The organism is Paenibacillus amylolyticus (genome assembly GCF_003719335.1).
Taxonomy (GTDB): domain Bacteria; phylum Bacillota; class Bacilli; order Paenibacillales; family Paenibacillaceae; genus Paenibacillus; species Paenibacillus amylolyticus_D.
Map to the genome: position 1 here is coordinate 15,159 of NZ_RIAS01000008.1, position 17,239 is coordinate 32,397.

At 45.9% G+C, this 17,239-nt stretch carries 16 protein-coding genes; 4 read left to right on the top strand and 12 right to left on the bottom strand.

Annotated elements, in window-relative coordinates; all coding sequences use genetic code 11:
• Window positions 1-211: 211 nt before the first annotated feature.
• Complete coding sequence (locus EC604_RS15230; RefSeq protein WP_123064985.1) at window positions 212-1,333, bottom strand: HD-GYP domain-containing protein; 1,122 nt, start codon at window positions 1,331-1,333, stop codon at window positions 212-214.
• A gap of 76 nt (window positions 1,334-1,409) precedes the next feature.
• Window positions 1,410-2,840 carry a bifunctional metallophosphatase/5'-nucleotidase gene (locus tag EC604_RS15235; RefSeq protein ID WP_123064986.1) on the bottom strand — a complete coding sequence of 477 codons (1,431 nt, stop codon included), beginning with the start codon at window positions 2,838-2,840 and terminating at the stop codon, window positions 1,410-1,412.
• Between the two features lie 118 nt (window positions 2,841-2,958).
• On the opposite strand from EC604_RS15235, the gene EC604_RS15240 reads away from it, so the two are divergent.
• Both EC604_RS15240 and EC604_RS15245 read left to right on the top strand, forming a co-directional pair.
• A complete protein-coding gene (locus tag EC604_RS15240) occupies window positions 2,959-3,699 on the top strand; it encodes a molybdenum cofactor biosynthesis protein (RefSeq protein WP_123064987.1) in 741 nt (246 codons plus the stop codon).
• Between the two features lie 126 nt (window positions 3,700-3,825).
• Window positions 3,826-4,872 (top strand): HD-GYP domain-containing protein, encoded by a 1,047-nt coding sequence (locus EC604_RS15245; RefSeq protein ID WP_123064988.1) that lies wholly within the window; start codon window positions 3,826-3,828, stop codon window positions 4,870-4,872.
• An 86-nt stretch (window positions 4,873-4,958) separates the two neighbouring features.
• Here EC604_RS15245 and EC604_RS30170 read toward each other — a convergent pair whose 3' ends face one another.
• From EC604_RS30170 to EC604_RS15290, 10 genes are all read right to left on the bottom strand, one after another.
• A complete protein-coding gene (locus EC604_RS30170; protein ID WP_167375722.1) occupies window positions 4,959-5,099 on the bottom strand; it encodes a hypothetical protein in 141 nt (46 codons plus the stop codon).
• A gap of 147 nt (window positions 5,100-5,246) precedes the next feature.
• The gene (locus tag EC604_RS15250) at window positions 5,247-5,960 is read right to left on the bottom strand and encodes a M23 family metallopeptidase (RefSeq protein ID WP_161556952.1); all 714 of its coding nucleotides are present in this window, start codon (window positions 5,958-5,960) and stop codon (window positions 5,247-5,249) included.
• A gap of 211 nt (window positions 5,961-6,171) precedes the next feature.
• Complete coding sequence (locus EC604_RS15255; RefSeq protein WP_192895115.1) at window positions 6,172-7,527, bottom strand: jacalin-like lectin; 1,356 nt, start codon at window positions 7,525-7,527, stop codon at window positions 6,172-6,174.
• A 185-nt stretch (window positions 7,528-7,712) separates the two neighbouring features.
• Window positions 7,713-9,110: a Fe-S cluster assembly protein SufB gene (gene sufB, locus EC604_RS15260; RefSeq protein ID WP_090920114.1), complete on the bottom strand. Its 1,398-nt coding sequence runs from the start codon at window positions 9,108-9,110 to the stop codon at window positions 7,713-7,715.
• 20 nt (window positions 9,111-9,130) lie between these two features.
• Entirely contained in the window at window positions 9,131-9,562 is a 432-nt protein-coding gene (sufU, locus tag EC604_RS15265) for a Fe-S cluster assembly sulfur transfer protein SufU (protein ID WP_090920111.1), read from the bottom strand.
• A complete protein-coding gene (locus EC604_RS15270; protein ID WP_123064990.1) occupies window positions 9,552-10,772 on the bottom strand; it encodes a cysteine desulfurase in 1,221 nt (406 codons plus the stop codon). The genes sufU and EC604_RS15270 overlap by 11 nt, the downstream gene beginning before the upstream one ends.
• Window positions 10,769-12,073 carry a Fe-S cluster assembly protein SufD gene (gene sufD / locus EC604_RS15275; protein ID WP_123064991.1) on the bottom strand — a complete coding sequence of 435 codons (1,305 nt, stop codon included), beginning with the start codon at window positions 12,071-12,073 and terminating at the stop codon, window positions 10,769-10,771. Before sufD ends, EC604_RS15270 begins: the two co-directional genes overlap by 4 nt.
• 24 nt (window positions 12,074-12,097) lie before the next feature.
• Complete coding sequence (sufC, locus tag EC604_RS15280; protein WP_090920103.1) at window positions 12,098-12,880, bottom strand: Fe-S cluster assembly ATPase SufC; 783 nt, start codon at window positions 12,878-12,880, stop codon at window positions 12,098-12,100.
• Between the two features lie 444 nt (window positions 12,881-13,324).
• Window positions 13,325-13,903: a DUF1802 family protein gene (locus tag EC604_RS15285; RefSeq protein WP_123064992.1), complete on the bottom strand. Its 579-nt coding sequence runs from the start codon at window positions 13,901-13,903 to the stop codon at window positions 13,325-13,327.
• A gap of 156 nt (window positions 13,904-14,059) precedes the next feature.
• Complete coding sequence (locus EC604_RS15290) at window positions 14,060-14,521, bottom strand: Dps family protein (protein WP_090920097.1); 462 nt, start codon at window positions 14,519-14,521, stop codon at window positions 14,060-14,062.
• 298 nt (window positions 14,522-14,819) lie between these two features.
• Here EC604_RS15290 and mtnK point away from each other — a divergent pair, with 298 nt between their 5' ends.
• Window positions 14,820-16,037 (top strand): S-methyl-5-thioribose kinase, encoded by a 1,218-nt coding sequence (mtnK, locus tag EC604_RS15295; RefSeq protein WP_123064993.1) that lies wholly within the window; start codon window positions 14,820-14,822, stop codon window positions 16,035-16,037.
• 23 nt (window positions 16,038-16,060) lie between these two features.
• Complete coding sequence (gene mtnA / locus EC604_RS15300; RefSeq protein ID WP_123064994.1) at window positions 16,061-17,125, top strand: S-methyl-5-thioribose-1-phosphate isomerase; 1,065 nt, start codon at window positions 16,061-16,063, stop codon at window positions 17,123-17,125.
• The last annotated feature ends 114 nt before the right edge of the window (window positions 17,126-17,239 follow it).

The following is a 17,239-nucleotide window of genomic DNA, read 5'->3' on the forward strand; positions in this document are numbered from 1 at the left end:
CTTTTATTAACCTAAAAAGTTTTATTTACATCATATCCGAGAATACTTTTTTGGGAGTTATCTTTTATCATAGCACAATCACGAACCTTCCTGCACAGCCAAACCCTGACCATTACATGACAAAAAACGCTCATGAATCATAGGGAACTCGCTTCACGTTCCCGATATGACCACCTGAGCGCCTGCTCTGCTTGCTCTATACTTCCTTAGCTCAACTATGCAACTGTTCCTGCTTCGGAAGTATAGCAGTATCTTCCGCACCCTCCACCCCTGTAATCATGACTGAAAGCTGCGTAGCAAGATTTATTTCGTAGGGTGCACTAAGGACCTGCCCTTCTGCATCCTTGATCACACGAATCAATGGCCGCTGTGGCACGCGAGGTTGAATTGCAGCGACTACGCCAACTTCTCCAGTACTCAGTTTAACGGAAATTCCTACGGGATAGATCGCTACACAATCCCTAAATTTTTCAAGCATCCACTGTTCATAAAGCGTTCCAGAACCTGTATATAGTACTTCTACGGCTTGATGCGGCAATAAAGCTTGACGATAGACCCGATTGGTCGTCATGGCATCATACGAATCGGCAAGAGCAATCCATTTCGCATATTCATGGATTTCATTGCCTTTCAAACCTAGAGGGTAGCCACTGCCATCAATTCGCTCATGATGCTGCAGTGCACAGTGTGCTGCAAGAAGAGGGATGCCGGGTTCATCCTTGAGAATGCGATGTCCATACGTCGTATGCTGTTGAATAATCTTGTATTCCTCATCACTCAGACGTGAAGGTTTATGTAAAATATCGGAGGAAATCTGCGTTTTTCCAATATCATGAAGCAGAGCACCTAGACCAATCTCCATAAGTTGCTGACGTGTATAACCTGATGCCACACCAAGCACCAGAGTATACACACAAACATTCAATGAGTGAGTATATAGGTCAAAATCGCTGGAGTTCATGTCCATTAACATGATCATCGCTTCCTTTTGACCACCGATATCCTCCAGAATGCTGTTCATTACACCACTAAGCGCTTTACCAAAATGTGTGATCTGATTTTTACTTTTGAAGCCGGACATATGTTGAAATTGCTGTTTGATCTCCACAAGTGCTCTTCGCTTGGTCTCTTCCTGTAACATATCAGGCACGATAATATCTTCTGTCGCAGCATCCTGAATGTACACATATCCAATCCCGAGATCTTTCAACCGTCCGATTAACCGGCTCGTCAGTTCTACGTCCTCACTGAGTAAAACCAGACCTTCCTCACTAAAAATTCGTTTCCCCAGCTTCATGCCAGGCTGCAATAAGTTTATATGTACTAAACGCACAGCCTATCCTCTCCCGCTCCTTAGATGTAATGAACACTAGCCGCCGCATCAGCAGAAGGCAGTCTTGTTCCAGCTTCTAACTTTGGTACCAGCGATGACGCAAACTCTCCTCCAGCCCCCCTGGTCGTTTTAATTCCTCTTCCAGCAAATCCCTTATAAATTCCGGAAGATAATATTGTACATTACTTCCTTGAGCCAAAGAAGGATACCCCACATTAAACGTAAACATATCAAGCGTTCCAACCACATATTCACGCTTCCCATCCATAGGTATACCGTTCACATGAATGAATTGGATCTTATCATAGGCTGGCGCATTAGGATCGTAACGAATTTCCATTCCATCCACGCATAAAATGCCGAGAATACGTCCCCGAAAGCCATATCCCACGATAGGTTTAGAGAAGAATTCCTCCAACAGTGACTGTTCAAGCGCTTCACGAATTTGATCACCTTTCAAACATATTGTACAAGCATTTATTGGAGATGGACATAGGGAATGTAACATTCCTTTCGTAATGTTCCCTTGTGGTAGGTTTCCGAGTAACTGGCCCGCATTTACAAGCGATATTTCTGCTTTTGTAAAGTGCCGCACAGCTTGTGCAAGTAAAATAGCAAAAGGCGATTCCCGCTCATAATACACGGGCAAGGTTTGATCCGTGATCACGGCCGTCTGATCCAGCAATCGTTCAGCTTCCGTACGGTTCGTAGCAATTGCCAGAGACACCTGTTCTTCCAGCATGCCGCTCTGCACTGGCACACAACCGCTGCTCACCAGTTGCACAGGCTCTGCTTGGCCTGCTCTTTCCAGCACAACTCTCCCGATCCATTGTCCGAATTTACCCGCCGCCCCCAGAACGGTATTGCCAATCAGCAACGGTTCCTCCAGTACATGATGAGTGTGTCCGCCTAGGACAACATCAATGCCCTCAACCTGTTCCGCCAGTCTTTTGTCCGTTGAAAGACCCAGATGAGATAAAACAACGATCACGTCCACTTGTTCACGCAGTACCTTAACCTGATCTCTTAAGGTTTGTACAGGGTCCGTCACTTGCCAGCCCAGCAGTTCATAGAAGGTGTTAAACGGGGCTGTTGCTCCTAGCAGACCAATGCGAAATGGTCCCTTTTCGACAATAACCGAAGGTTTCATCCAGGCTGGAGGATGTCCTGTACCCTGTTCTATCACATTGCCGCACACAATCGGACAAAGGAGCCCCGTATAAGACTGAGCGAGTTGCTCTGGCGTAAAGGTTAGCCCCTCATTATTTCCTATCGTAATAGCATCATAACCTGTCAGATTAAGCACATCTACGTTGGCCATTCCGAGTGTGCCTTCCGTTTCAACAGCCATTCGATCCATATGGTCGCCAATATCAAGGACAAGCAGATGTCCACCTTGGGCACGTTCCTCATTGATCATAGCAGCGATCGCACTCATGGAGCCGAAATGACTGTGTATATCATTAGTGTGCAGAATGGTTAATGTTTGCTTCTCGCTGCTGCGCATTACACTGCCTCCCCTGCGTTCATTAAACGTACATTCTTCTAATGGATAAGCATAACATTTTCTACGTCGTTATGATATATTTATAGGGTTTAGAGATCAAAAAGGAGCGAGTTATTCCATGAAATTTACAATTCAACTATTTGCAGGTATTGCAGAACGTTTAAATACATCCCAACTTGAATTTGAATATGACGGTGAGATGCTTACAGCTACTATGCTTAAAGAACAGTTAAGTCAAACTTACCCTGAAGCTGCCTCACAGATTCGTTCATCATTTTTAGCAGTAAACCAGAGATATGCTCCTGCCGATACAATACTTAAGGCGAATGATGAACTGGCTTTGATCCCTCCTGTATCCGGAGGCGACGGTACGGCGAACCAGAGTATGGATCACCCTCATACACAAGAGCATCGCACAGAAGATGGTATGTTTCTAATTACTACTGCTCCCTTGTCCGTTGAGGCAACGACCGACTTGGTCATTACCGCCAATCATGGTGCTGCATTAACTTTTGTAGGAACGACACGGGAAATGACTGGTGAACAACGCACTGTTTATCTGGAATACGAAGCATACGTACCTATGGCGCTGTCCCATATGGCGGCGATCGGCACGGAGATAGCAGAACGCTGGCCAGGTGTGCGCTGTGCGATCAGTCATCGAATTGGCAAAGTTGACGTTGCCGAAATCAGTGTCGTTATCGCGGTATCCTCGCCTCATCGCAGCGACTGTTACGATGCAAGCCGTTACGCCATTGAAAGACTGAAACAAACGGTACCGATTTGGAAAAAAGAAATCTGGGAGGACGGTTCCGAGTGGAAAGGCCATCAACTAGGACCCTGGAACCCCATGGACTAGAAAAAAATGAGTCTATTCGCTGTTTACAGAGGTGTTTGAACAGTAAATAAGTCGTTGTCAACCCATTTTTTTCTTGTTATTATAATGATATGTGTCGATATTAGTCGAGGAAAAGGTGGTTTATACGTGAGAGTGCATGTTACAGATCTTAAACCCGGCGACCTGCTAAAAAATGATATCTACAATACTTCAGGTCTCCACATGCTGATGAAAGGTTCCGTTCTCAGCGAAGATGATATATCTAAGCTGTTGCAGCATGGAATTGATTTCGCAGATGTAGAACAATCATCCAACCTTCACTCTAATGAACAAAACTTGCCTTCCGATCAGACCCGTCTGTTAACCAATCTGTTTAACGACACGATCAAAGGCACAGAATCTCTGTTCCAAGAAGCCCTAGAAAAAGGCTTTATTGATGAATCACAGGTTGACGAGATTGTAAGCACCTTAACAGGACAGCTCGAAAAACAAAAAGATGTTGTCTCCCTGCTGCTTATGCTAGATGGAGACATTGACTACACCTACAACCATTCCTTGCAGGTTGGCATGCTTGCTTTTTATATTGCTGGCTGGATGGGTTATAGCCCAGAGGAATGTCTTACAGTAGCCAAAGCAGGATATCTTCATGATATTGGCAAGTCCAAAATTCCTTCTGAAATATTACATAAACCAGGCAAACTAACAACAGAAGAATTCGCAGAAATGAAAAAACATACCTTTTACGGTTACGATATTATCAAAGCTTCAACAGAGGACGAAGTCATCGCCATGGTCGCTCTTCAACATCATGAGCGTGAGGATGGCAGTGGTTATCCGCATGGTTTGCGAGGAGATGAGATTCATCCCTATGCTCGTATCACTGCTGTAGCCGACGTCTACAGCGCAATGACAACGAATCGGGTGTATCAAACCAAACAAGAGTTAATTTCTGTTCTGTGCGAGTTGTACAGCCTCAGTTTTGGTCAGTTGAATGGCGAAGCAACCCAAGAGCTGATCAAACATATGCTTCCGAATTTTATTGGTAAAAAAGTACTGCTCACCACAGGACAAACTGGTGTCATTGTCATGAACAATCCAGCTGATTACTTCCGCCCACTTGTTCAGACCTCTACGGCCTTTATCGATTTAGCGAAAGAAAGAGATATTGCCATTGTTGAAATTTACGTCCAATAAATCACGCTTGCAGAGAAAAGAGGGATCAAAAGGAAGCCCGATTGAGCTTCCCTTTGATCCCTTTTGCTTCTATTCAGTCGAAGGAGTTACACACAGAATGCTTTTGTGATGATAACCAACAGGATGAACAGTACCAAGATCGCGCCGACCGACGTACATGGATTGTATCCACCTACACCGCCTACACCACCAACGTTGCCTTTACAGCCATAACCTACTTCGCTCATGTGATTGCCTCCTCTTTATCAGGTATACCCTAACATATGACGCTCCCCCGTTGGAGGAACTGGGCGAAACGGCATTCTTCGCAATTTGGTTCATAGCCCATAGGAGATAAGTGGTTTTCTCTTATACTGCCCTTTGCTCTTAAGGCTTCAATCCTTTTTTGGTACCTGTATTCCCATTTCCTTCCGATACATAATTACAAGTATTCTCCAAAAGTCATAACTTCCTGTGTCATCTTGAATATAGGGATGATAATAAGCTAATGCCTCCTGCGCCCAGTCAGGGCAGCTCATGTTGGATAATCGCTTCTGTTCTTGAATCCAGCCACCTTGAAGCTCCAATTGCTTCTGCATAAGCGTGAACAATTGCTTTTCCTGACTTGTCATTGGCGGGCCCTCCTCTTCCTGAGAGATCGTTCCGTATTCGTTTAACAAATACGCTGTTGGCTCAACAACGCCATCTTCACTTGCCGTATATCCGTACGAAGGCGAGCTTGTTTTTCGAATCTCATAATGGACATGGGGACCCGTGCTCTGTCCTGTACTCCCTTGATAACCGATTAGCTGCCCTTTCCTCACTCGCTGACCAACATTAACGGCAATGCGTGAGAGATGACCGTAACAATGTAAGTATCCACGATGATCCTCAAGCGCCACAGTAAGCCCGTATCCTCCAAAACCGGAGCCTGTGCGTCCTTCAGCTGCAAAACGTACCGTCCCTTCTAGAAAAGCAGATACAGGCCCATTCCAAGGTTCAGTGACCAGATCTACCCCTCGATGAAACGTCTGGCCTCCATGTATAGGATGAATTCGATAACCGAATGAACTTGTAATCCGATACCCTTCGAAAGGGTTTGCATTCATAGCATCACATCCTTTTTCTATCATTAAATGCTTAACTCTATGAATTGGCCTGTGCGTTTCGTCTGATTGGAGCAAAAAGAGCACTGCTCGGAATACGATCGTACGATAACCTTTCGGTTTCAATAATCGTTTCAAGCGGTGCGGCTGATGATATGATTTATGCTCTATCTGAAAAGTATAGAATGAAAATACGGGAAACTACATTTCCTACTTACTTTGCACGGATTGGCTTATACACGACACCAAGCTGATCTAATTCCTGTTCTGCTCTTCCGTAAAAACCGGCAATGTACCAGCCCACGGGCGCTTCCAGTTGAATCTGATCTGACGTCCTCTGACCACCTGCAATTTGTTGACCAAGGCTGGTCGTTAACTCTACATAGAAGATACGTTTGTCTCCATTTCGCGTCCCCTGAGCAATCGTCATGTGTGTCAGGTACTCCCCTTCGGCCAGGTTCAAGGTAGTCGCACTGGCACTGCCTCCGTGGCTCAAAGCTGTTCCGTCTCTATATATCGCTGTGATACCGTCCACACGGTTACCTGTATTGATTACGATGGAACTAGGCTCAGCATCAGGAATCTGATTTAGATCGTTAAAACCTATTCCCCCAGACCCGCCTACAGACGAACTTAGCTGATATTGTGAAGATATGCTGTATACCAATGTTGCTGTAATCGGATAGTGATCCGATAACTGATTTCCTTTAGAATCAACAAAGACCTGGTCTTCCAGACGATAGCTCTGAGCCTGAAGGGAAAGTGCCCTGCTTCCGCGATACAAGATTTTATCTACAACCTCATAATTCGGACCGTTTTTATTCGTACCATCCATAAGAGCGTCTCCGTCAACAGGGATATTACCCCCACGAATAAGATCAATCCATGGATCTCTCAATCCATTTTCAGACATAAGCAGCTCAATATTGTCGGAAGCACGGGTGTACCTTGTATTTGTGTCACCCATAACGATGACCGCATTACCGTCCGAATGCTCTTTGATGTAGTTGGAGAGCTGCCGGATGTTATCACGTCTTGCCTCAAGCGAATTAGCATCACCGCCAGCATCTGCATGAAGGTTGTATACATCTACTTTTACGCCTGGTGCAATCTCGTACACTGAAGCTGTAAAACCCTTTGGCGTCAATTCATCATTACCATTATCGAAGAAACCCGAACGCTTATTCCAGGTCACACGTTTCAAATCACGGAAGGAATACCGGGATAAACTATTGAGTCCGCTTCCAAAACCTGCTGGCCCACTGCTTTGGGTCAAGTAGGGCAGCGATACCTGCGAGATCAGTTCATTATGATAATTAAAATCTTCCTGCACATTAATAATGTCATAGTTATTGAGTTTGGGAGAAATCTGAACGGTGTACTCTTGAGGTTTGGAACTGGATACAAGGCTCGGGAGACCGCCCACATTATAACTCAGTACCTTGAATGAACCCGTTGCTACTCCACTTTCCTCTGCCTGTACCTTTGGTGATGCTGCCTGAAAACCCGTCAAGATTACAGCAGCAGTTAAAAGCAGGGCTGCTCCCCGTTTTACCCAATTCCTTTTCAATCATCTCACTCCTTCTATTCAAATCACTTTGTATTTAGTGTGACTTTTGTTAGATGAGTATAAAAAAACACCTCGTAGACAGACATTGTTATACAGTCTGTTCTAAGAGGTGTTTTAGTCACAAAGCTGGGTCTGTCACAGAGCTTCTGCTACAGTGTTCAGCTGATCGTAGAAGGCTGCAGTGTTTAACCTATGCTGCCTTCCATTTCGAATTTGATCAATCTATTCATTTCAACCGCGTACTCCATTGGCAATTCTTTCGTGAACGGCTCAATGAAGCCCATGATGATCATCTGCGTTGCTTCAGCTTCGGTCAGACCACGACTCATCAGGTAGAAGAGTTGATCCTCAGACACTTTGGATACCGTTGCTTCATGCTCCAGCATGATGTTATCATTCATGATTTCGTTGTAAGGAATTGTATCCGATGTGGACTCATTATCGAGAATGAGAGTATCACATTTGATGTTGGATTTCGCGCCTTCAGCTTGGCGTCCAAAGGAAGCCAAACCACGGTACGTTACTTTACCACCGTGTTTACTGATCGACTTAGATACAATTGTTGACGTTGTATCGGGAGCCAAGTGAATCATTTTCGCGCCTGCATCCTGGTGCTGGTTTTTACCTGCAACAGCGATGGACAGAACGGAACCTTTAGCTCCACGGCCTTTCAGTACAACCGCAGGATATTTCATCGTCAGTTTGGAACCGATGTTACCATCGACCCATTCCATCGTTGCATTCTCTTCAGCAACCGCACGTTTGGTAACGAGGTTGTAGATGTTTGGTGCCCAGTTTTGAATCGTTGTGTAACGAACGCGGGCATTTTTCTTACAGATGATCTCAACTACCGCACTGTGCAGGGAATTTGTGCTGTAAATTGGAGCAGTACAGCCCTCTACATAGTGAACGAAGCTGTCTTCGTCTGCAATAATCAATGTACGCTCGAATTGACCCATATTTTCGGAGTTAATCCGGAAATATGCTTGCAGAGGCACTTCACATTTTACGCCTTTTGGTACGTAGATGAAGCTTCCTCCAGACCATACCGCACTGTTCAAGGCAGCAAATTTGTTATCTGCTGGCGGAATAACGGTAGCGAAATATTCACGCAGGATTTCCGGGTGCTCTCTCAGTGCCGTATCGGTATCCATGAAGATTACGCCTTGGTCTTCCAGTTCCTTTTGCATATTGTGGTATACAACCTCGGACTCATACTGAGCCGATACCCCTGCGAGGAATTTTTGCTCCGCTTCTGGAATTCCCAGTTTATCAAACGTTTCTTTGATTTCGGAAGGAACTTCTTCCCATGTTTTCCCTTGCTTTTCCGAAGGACGAACATAGTATTGAATATCGTTAAAGTCAAGTCCATCCAGATCGCCGCCCCATTTAGGCATAGCCATCTTCTCGAACTGTTTCAAGGATTTCAAACGGAATTCCAGCATCCACTCCGGTTCGTTCTTGATTTTAGAAATTTCCGTTACAACTTCCGCTGTCAGACCTTTGCCGGTTTGAAAGATGGATTTATGCTCATCGCGAAAACCATATTTATACTCTTCCATTTCTGGTGCTTTTTTAGCCATCTTGCTCGACCTCCCTATCGTTATTGTACATTGTCCTCTTCGTCAATTCCTTTGCGTAATGCATTCCAGGCCAGAGTGGCACATTTGATGCGTGCAGGGAACTTGTTCACACCGGATAGGGCTTCGAGATCTTCATAATCGTCGAAATCGACTTCTTCCCCTTGCATCAATGAGGAGAAACGGTTAGCCAAATCGAGCGCCTGCTCAATCGTCTTGCCTTTGACAGCCTCGGTCATCATCGATGCCGAAGACATGCTGATCGAACAACCTTCTCCCGTATACTTGGCCTCCTGAACGATTCCGTCATTCAGCATCAGCTGTAGTGAAATCCGGTCGCCGCACGTTGGATTGTTTAAATTCACCGTGACGACGTCATTGTCAAACGTTCCGCGGTTACGCGGGTTTTTGTAATGGTCCATTATAACACGTCGGTACAGATCATCAAGTTGCATCGCCGAAATACTCCTTTGTCTGGATTAAGGCGCTGACAAGCCGATCTACATCTTGTTCGTTATTGTATAGATAAAAGCTCGCACGAGCCGTTGAGCTTACTTCAAGCCAGCGCATCAGCGGCTGACAGCAGTGGTGTCCTGCACGAATCGCTATACCGCTCGCATCCAGCACAGTTGCTACATCATGGGGATGAACATCTCCCAAGTTAAAGGTCACTACACCAACGTGACGTTTAGCCGGACCATAGATCGTTAGGCCATCAATCTCAGCGAGACGTTCTGTGGCATAAGCAGCGAGTACACCTTCATGGTGAGCAATCTCATCCATACCAATCTGTTCAAGAAAATCAATGGCAGCACCCAAACCTACTGCTCCCGCAATAATCGGGGTACCACCTTCAAATTTCCACGGCAGTTCTTTCCAGTTGGAGTCGTACAGTCCTACGTCATTAATCATCTCACCGCCAAATTCAATCGGTTCCATGGACTCCAGCAGCGCCTTTTTGCCGTAGAGTGCACCGATACCGGTTGGCCCGCACATTTTGTGACCGGACAGTGCGTAGAAATCACAGTCCAGATCCTGCACGTCTACCTTCATATGAGGCGTGCTCTGTGCACCATCCACAACGATAACTGCACCATTGCGATGGGCTATTTCAGCGATCTGTTTAACGGGATGTACGAGTCCCATTACATTGGATACATAAGCAATCGCGACAACTTTAGTTTTGTTCGTGATTGTTTGCTCCACATCAGACAACTCAATATGGCCGTCTGGTTGTAGCGGAATGTATTTCAATGTGGCGCCTGTCTCCTTGGCCACTTGCTGCCAAGGGATCAGGTTACTATGATGCTCCATCTGTGTAAGGACAATTTCATCGCCTTCTTTACAGTTGGCGCGAGCATAGGACGAAGCCACCAAATTCAGGGCCGTCGTTGTGCCGCGTGTAAAGATGATCTCTTGTGTGCGACGAGCATTGATAAATTTGGCAACCTTCTCACGAGCGCCTTCATAAGCGTCCGTTGCCCGGCTTCCGAGTGTATGCACACCGCGATGCACATTGGAGTTTTCATATTCATAATAATGTTTAACCGCGTCAATCACAGCACGAGGCTTTTGCGAAGTCGCGGCACTGTCTAGATATACGAGCGGGTGTCCATTGATTTCCTGGTGGAGGATCGGGAACTGCTCGCGAATGGATGGGTTCATTGTCCCAGCTTCTTCTCAATCAGGGACTGCAATTGGGTACGCAGTGCTTCCAAAGGAATATCCGCCACCACCGGTGCAAGGAAGCCATAAATGATCAGGCGCTCCGCATCCGTACGGTTAATCCCGCGAGACATCAAGTAATGGATTTGCTCTGCGTTCACTTGACCTACAGAAGCCGCGTGACCTGCTGTTACATCATCCTCATCAATCAGAAGGATCGGGTTGGCGTCTCCGCGTGCTTTAGGACTAAGCATCAATACTTTCTCGGTTTGCTGTCCATCCGCTCTTGTAGCGCCTTTCTCGATTTTCGTAATACCGTTGATGATTGCCGAAGCCTCTTCACGCATAACCGCACGTGTGATCATTTGGCTTGGTGTATTTTTACCGAAGTGACGTGCTTCAGTTGTATAGTTGATCTTCTGTGAACCGGAACCAACCGCAATCACTTTGGAATCCGAAGTGGACCCATTGCCTTTCAAGACACTCATCGTGTTGCTTGCCGTATCACCATTGTTCATTTCACCAACGATCCATTCAATGGAACCGTCATTTTCCAGAACAGCACGGCGGAAGGATACATCCGTTACGTTAACGTTCAGTTGGTGAACGGTTGCGAAGCGTACTTTAGCACCCGCTTTTACGAATACTTCCACAACTCCGTTATGGAATACCGGTGCAGAAAGCTCACCAGACACATAGTTGTCAACGTAAGTAACCGAGCTGTTTGCTTCAGCCACAACGAGTACGTGAGGCGCAAAAGTTGCAGATGCATCGTCTGTAAGCAACACCGCTTGCAGTGGAACCTCAATGTTCACATTTTTCGGAACGTACAGGAACACCCCGCCATTCCACAACGCTGCATGCAATGCGGCAATGGAATGTTCATCGGCTTTGACTGCTGTGTTCAGGTAAGGCTTGACCAGATCAGCATGTTCACGAACAGCTGTTGCCAGATCCGTGAAGATAACACCTTGCGCTGCCAGATCAGCAGACAACTTGGAATATACTGCTCCAGAGTTGCGCTGGATTACGAGGCTGCCTTCAGCTTGATCCTGAACCAGTTCTTTGATTGATGCAGGAACTTCATCCAGGGAAGAAATCGCTGCACCTGCTTTGTATGTTCCGTACTCGCTGATATTCCAGCGTTCAATTTTTTGTTTTTCCAGTTTGGGAAGCGCCAGCTCGCCCGCAAGCTTCAAAGCTTCGAGCCGCTGCTCAGTCAACCAGCCGGGTTCATTGTTACTTTCCGACAAGGCGCGAAGCGCTTCAGATTCAACCGGAAGAATTGTTTGTGTAGTCATTTATTATCCTCCTCCGTTTTGTCTTTACGCTTCTTGACCTACAGTTTCGTCTGTAATTCCCAGTTCCGCTTTTACCCAGTCATAACCTTCAGCTTCAAGACGCTGAGCCAGTTCAGGTCCGCCAGATTTCACGATGCGGCCTTGCATCATTACGTGTACATAGTCTGGAGTGATGTAGTTAAGCAGGCGTTGATAGTGCGTGATGATTAAGAAGCCGCGATCTTCGCTTTTCATTGCATTTACACCTTCTGCGACAATTTTCAGAGCGTCGATGTCCAGACCGGAGTCGATCTCGTCAAGTACGACGATTTTAGGATCCAGCAGCATCATTTGCAGAATTTCATTCCGTTTTTTCTCACCACCGGAGAAACCTTCATTCAGGTAACGATGTGCAAACTCAGGGTTCATATCGAGTTCTTTCATTTTACCTTCCATTTGACGGATGAACTTGATCAGGGAAATCTCGTTACCTTCACCGCGACGAGCGTTGATGGCACTACGCAAGAAATCGGAGTTCGTAACACCCGCAATTTCGCTCGGGTATTGCATAGCCAGGAACAGACCAGCACGTGCACGCTCATCTACAGCCATATCCAGTACATCTTCACCATCGAGAGTGACTGTACCATCTGTTACTTCATATTTAGGGTGTCCCATCAGAGCAGAAGCCAACGTGGATTTACCTGTTCCGTTCGGTCCCATGATCGCGTGGATTTCTCCACCTTTCATTTCCAGGTTGATGCCTTTCAGGATTTCTTTACCTTCAATGGTCGCTTTCAGACCTTCAATGACGAAATTCGTAGTCATGTGTATTGTTTCCCTCCATTGATTAAATTGATGTTTGCTGTCGAAAACGAAAAAGCGCCTATTGTATCTGAACAGGGCTTCCCCTGACTTTCTCTGTTTCATCCTACATCTGTAAAGCAATTTCTTCTTGCCACTCTCCACATACTTTCTTCACATGCTGTAGAGCAACAATCACTTTAGAATAATTCTAAACTGATTCTCAATGATTATCAAGTCATTTCCTATCAATTCTTGTCCTTCTCAGGAAACTTCGTTCCTTATGATTCTATAATAAATGACTGTTTGAATCAAATGAGAAAACAACTTCCCGCATGCAGGACAGTGATATAAATCACAAAATTCACAGTTTATTCAGCTTCCATACTGAATAAAAAAGAACTTATCCATTTCTGGATAAGTCCTTTAATTACACCTTATCAAAATAAGTTTTCGCAGATAAACCAATTACATTCTGAGTGTCTCGTTAATCTTCTGTACCTGGTCTGCAAAATCCGCAACGTCCAGCACCGGCGTCATTTCGCGCGGCACCAGACCATTCGGAATGGAAATCCATGAACGGCAGCCATTATACTCGGGCAAAACGGGAATCTCCACCGGTTCCTGCAAACGGTACACACGTAGAATCAACACGTGGAGCGGATCTTTCTTTTTCCACTTCAAACGGGATTCGGCAAAATCAGCTGTCCACATATGATATTCCAGAAGTCGATCCAGCATCTCCTGATCTCGAATCTCCAAATCCTGCGTTACTTCAGCATACGATGTAATACGGACGGTTGAAGCTTCAGGCACCCATTCGGCCAGCGACTCTTCAACATAGGATTGATCCGAGGACTTGATCAGTTCTTTACGCTGATGCTCATAAGTCGGATACAGGTAAAACGCTGGACTTTTCAACTCAAAATGTTTCGTTTCCTCCACAATCCCGCCTTTGCGCATCACCATAATCTGGCGACCGTTTTCCAGCGCTTGGATTGCAGAAGCCCATTCTTTTAACGCCGGTACCGCTCTTGTGTCTACCATTGTGCTCGCCCTCCCCTGTCACTCTTGACAGCAGTATAGACGCTCAGGCACTTATCTGACAACTTTAGCAGGCAACACCGAACACTTTACGGATGAACTTATCAGCCACGAATGGGTTACAGACAGACGGCTCTGTGTCCGCCTTAGAAAAACGGTTTATCCCAGGTATGCACGAAGCATCCACATATGTTTCTCCAGATCTGCTTTGAAGCCTGTCAGCATATCAGCAGTCGGCTGATCTTCAGCCGCATCGGCCAGATCAATACCTTCCTGATACTCATTGGAAAGTGTAGCGAAGTCTTCAATCAGGTTCTGTACCATAGCGTTCGCATCTTCTTTGCCGGAAGCTTCTTGGATCGAAGCCATCTCGAGATACTCTTTCATCGTTGCTGCCGGGCTGCCTTTCAGTGTAAGCAAACGCTCGGCGATTTCATCCATTTGTACTGTGATTTCGTTATAGAACTCTTCAAACTTCACATGCAGTGTGAAAAAGTTCGGGCCTTTTACATACCAGTGATAGTTATGGATTTTGACATACAGCACGTTCAGGTTAGCCACCTGACGGTTAAGTACTTGTTCAACGGATTTTGCTTGATCTGTTTTGTTTTTTGTAGCCATATTCAATCCCATCCTTTAATTTAAAATTTTAGTCTGTCCAAGTCATCTCAGGTTCCCCTGCATGCAAGACAGAGGGTTCAAGTTCAGAGCCCGTTAAGTTCGCGGAAGTATTATGCTGCGCAGTTTTATTCAACCGTCCAGCCTATTCATTTTTACCCGTGAGCCTGATCTTCGAATCACCACAACCCAGACTTGTCTCAAAAAAAAGTTCAAAAAACGTGCTTTATCCGATATACTGTCATAAACCAAGCAAAGAAGTGGGTTTTCCTGTTTCTTCATATATATGGAGGTGGCACCTTTGACTCAATATCATCCTTTAACCCCACAAGAAGCGATCGAATTAGCCAAAACTTTACCGGGTCCATTTGCGGCAGATGCGAATCTGGATTGTCATGAGATCGGTGACGGCAACCTGAATCTCGTTTTCCATATCACGGATCAGAGCTCCGATAAAAGTATCATTATCAAACAGGCGCTTCCTTATGCGAAAGTGGTTGGCGAATCCTGGCCGCTTTCCCTTGTACGTGCTCGCATTGAACGTGAAATTCTGCAGGAAGAATATCGTCTGTGCCCTGGAATGGTGCCTGAAGTGTATCATTATGACGATGATCTCGCATTAACGGTCATGGAGGATTTAAGTGACCATGTTATTATGCGCAAGGGTCTGATTGACGGAGCTTCCTACCCTCTTTTCGCCCAGCATATTGGGGAGTTTATGGCGAGAACCCTCTTCTTCACTTCAGACCTCGGCATGAACCAACAACAGAAGAAAGAACAGCAGGGACGATTCGTAAACCCTGACCAATGTAAAATAACAGAAGACCTGATCTTTGATGAACCGTATCGGATTGCACCAAATAACAACTATGAAGCAGCGATCGACGATGAAGCCGAAGCGCTTCGTACAGACGAAGCACTGCATTTGGAGATTGCCTTGCTCAGGGAAAAATTCCTGACCCACGGACAAGCACTTCTTCATGGTGACTTGCATACAGGCAGTATTTTTGTTACACCTGAGTCGACCAAAGTCATTGATCCCGAGTTTGCTTTCTATGGGCCGATGGGTTTTGACGTAGGCGCCGTGCTGGCGAACCTGCTGCTTCATTATGTTTCACTGTCAGGCCGAATTTCAGAGCACTCTGCCCGGAAAGAACGTGAAACAGAGTTACTGGACATGGTACGTGATGTCTGGACTGAATTCGAAACTCGTTTCCGTGCACTTTGGGCTTCCGACCTCATGGACCCGATGGCTAAAACACCAGGTTATCAAAACCTGTATGTACAACAGCTATTTAGAGATACGATTGGTTTCACCGGAGCAAAAATGGTACGTCGCATCGTAGGACTTGCCCACGTCGCTGACATCGACACCATTACGGATGCTGCTGAACGTGAACATGCACAGCGAAAGGCACTGGCCGTTGGTAAAGCCTTGATTAAGAACAATCGTCACGTAAATACAATCGGTGAGATTCTAGATCTGGTATCTTCTGCTCTCACAACGGTTAAAGTCTAACATTATTGAACGGAGGAACATCCATGACAACCCCTGAACATCAGCCTCTGTCTTCGCTAAACTGGAAAAAGGACAAGCTTGAAATGCTCGATCAGCGTCTGCTGCCCGAAACGATTCTTATGCTGAAACTGTACACTCCCGAGGAAGTATGGGAGTCCATCCATTCCATGAAAGTACGCGGTGCACCTGCCATTGGTATCGCAGCAGCCTTCGGCGTAGTGCTCGGAGCCAAAGCTTATGATGGCATCGCTATTCAAGGCTGGCTGGATCATGTCAAATCCGTCTGTGCACATTTGGCAACATCACGTCCAACAGCGGTTAATCTTTTTTGGGCATTAGATCGCATGATGCAAAAGGCTAACCAAGTTGTAGAAGCTGGTCTAAGTCTGGATGAAAGCACAGATGCGCTTGAAGCAGAAGCATTGTTGATTCAGAAGGAAGACGAAGAAGTATGCCGCATGATCGGTGAACATGCCCTGCCTTTATTTGAGGATGGAATGGGTGTACTTACACACTGTAACGCAGGAGGTCTGGCGACAGCGAAATACGGTACAGCAACCGCTCCGATGTATCTAGCTCAAGAGCGTGGCATTCATCTGAAAGTATTTGCTGACGAGACACGTCCCGTCCTGCAGGGCGCTCGTTTAACTGCATTTGAGCTACAACAGGCCGGAATTGACGTAACGTTACTCTGTGACAACATGGCGGGTATGGTCATGTCCAAAGGGTGGGTACAAGCTGTCATTGTGGGTACGGATCGGGTCGCAGCAAACGGTGATGTCGCCAACAAAATTGGTACATACAGCCTGGCAGTGCTCGCCAAAGCGCATAATATTCCTTTTTATGTAGCAAGTCCACTATCAACCATTGACTTGTCCACAACGTCCGGCGATCTGATTCCAATCGAAGAGCGTGCTGCTGAGGAAGTGACCGAAGGATTTGGCAAGCGTACTGCACCGCAGGGCGTTAAGGTGTTTAATCCAGCCTTTGACGTAACCCCGAACGAATATGTTACCGCAATTATTACGGAAAAAGGTATTGTTCGTGCGCCTTTCCAGGAGAACCTCGCGGCTTTATTTGCAGAATGAAAAATGGTGAGCATGTAGCAACATGAGAAGATTTCGAACATGCAGAACTTTGTTGAGGTCTTTGTATCAACTACCTTCGAGGAATAATTGAGAATGGAAATATATATGACAACC

Coding starts and splice junctions, on each gene's coding strand:
- EC604_RS15235 (WP_123064986.1), bottom strand. CDS start 2,840: ATGCGCAGCAGCGAGAAGCAAACATTAACCATTCTGCACACTAATGAT.
- EC604_RS15240 (WP_123064987.1), top strand. CDS start 2,959: ATGAAATTTACAATTCAACTATTTGCAGGTATTGCAGAACGTTTAAAT.
- sufD (WP_123064991.1), bottom strand. CDS start 12,073: ATGACTACACAAACAATTCTTCCGGTTGAATCTGAAGCGCTTCGCGCC.
- EC604_RS30170 (WP_167375722.1), bottom strand. CDS start 5,099: ATGAGCGAAGTAGGTTATGGCTGTAAAGGCAACGTTGGTGGTGTAGGC.
- sufB (WP_090920114.1), bottom strand. CDS start 9,110: ATGGCTAAAAAAGCACCAGAAATGGAAGAGTATAAATATGGTTTTCGC.
- sufC (WP_090920103.1), bottom strand. CDS start 12,880: ATGACTACGAATTTCGTCATTGAAGGTCTGAAAGCGACCATTGAAGGT.
- mtnA (WP_123064994.1), top strand. CDS start 16,061: ATGACAACCCCTGAACATCAGCCTCTGTCTTCGCTAAACTGGAAAAAG.
- EC604_RS15250 (WP_161556952.1), bottom strand. CDS start 5,960: ATGAATGCAAACCCTTTCGAAGGGTATCGGATTACAAGTTCATTCGGT.
- EC604_RS15285 (WP_123064992.1), bottom strand. CDS start 13,903: ATGGTAGACACAAGAGCGGTACCGGCGTTAAAAGAATGGGCTTCTGCA.
- EC604_RS15270 (WP_123064990.1), bottom strand. CDS start 10,772: ATGAACCCATCCATTCGCGAGCAGTTCCCGATCCTCCACCAGGAAATC.
- sufU (WP_090920111.1), bottom strand. CDS start 9,562: ATGCAACTTGATGATCTGTACCGACGTGTTATAATGGACCATTACAAA.
- EC604_RS15290 (WP_090920097.1), bottom strand. CDS start 14,521: ATGGCTACAAAAAACAAAACAGATCAAGCAAAATCCGTTGAACAAGTA.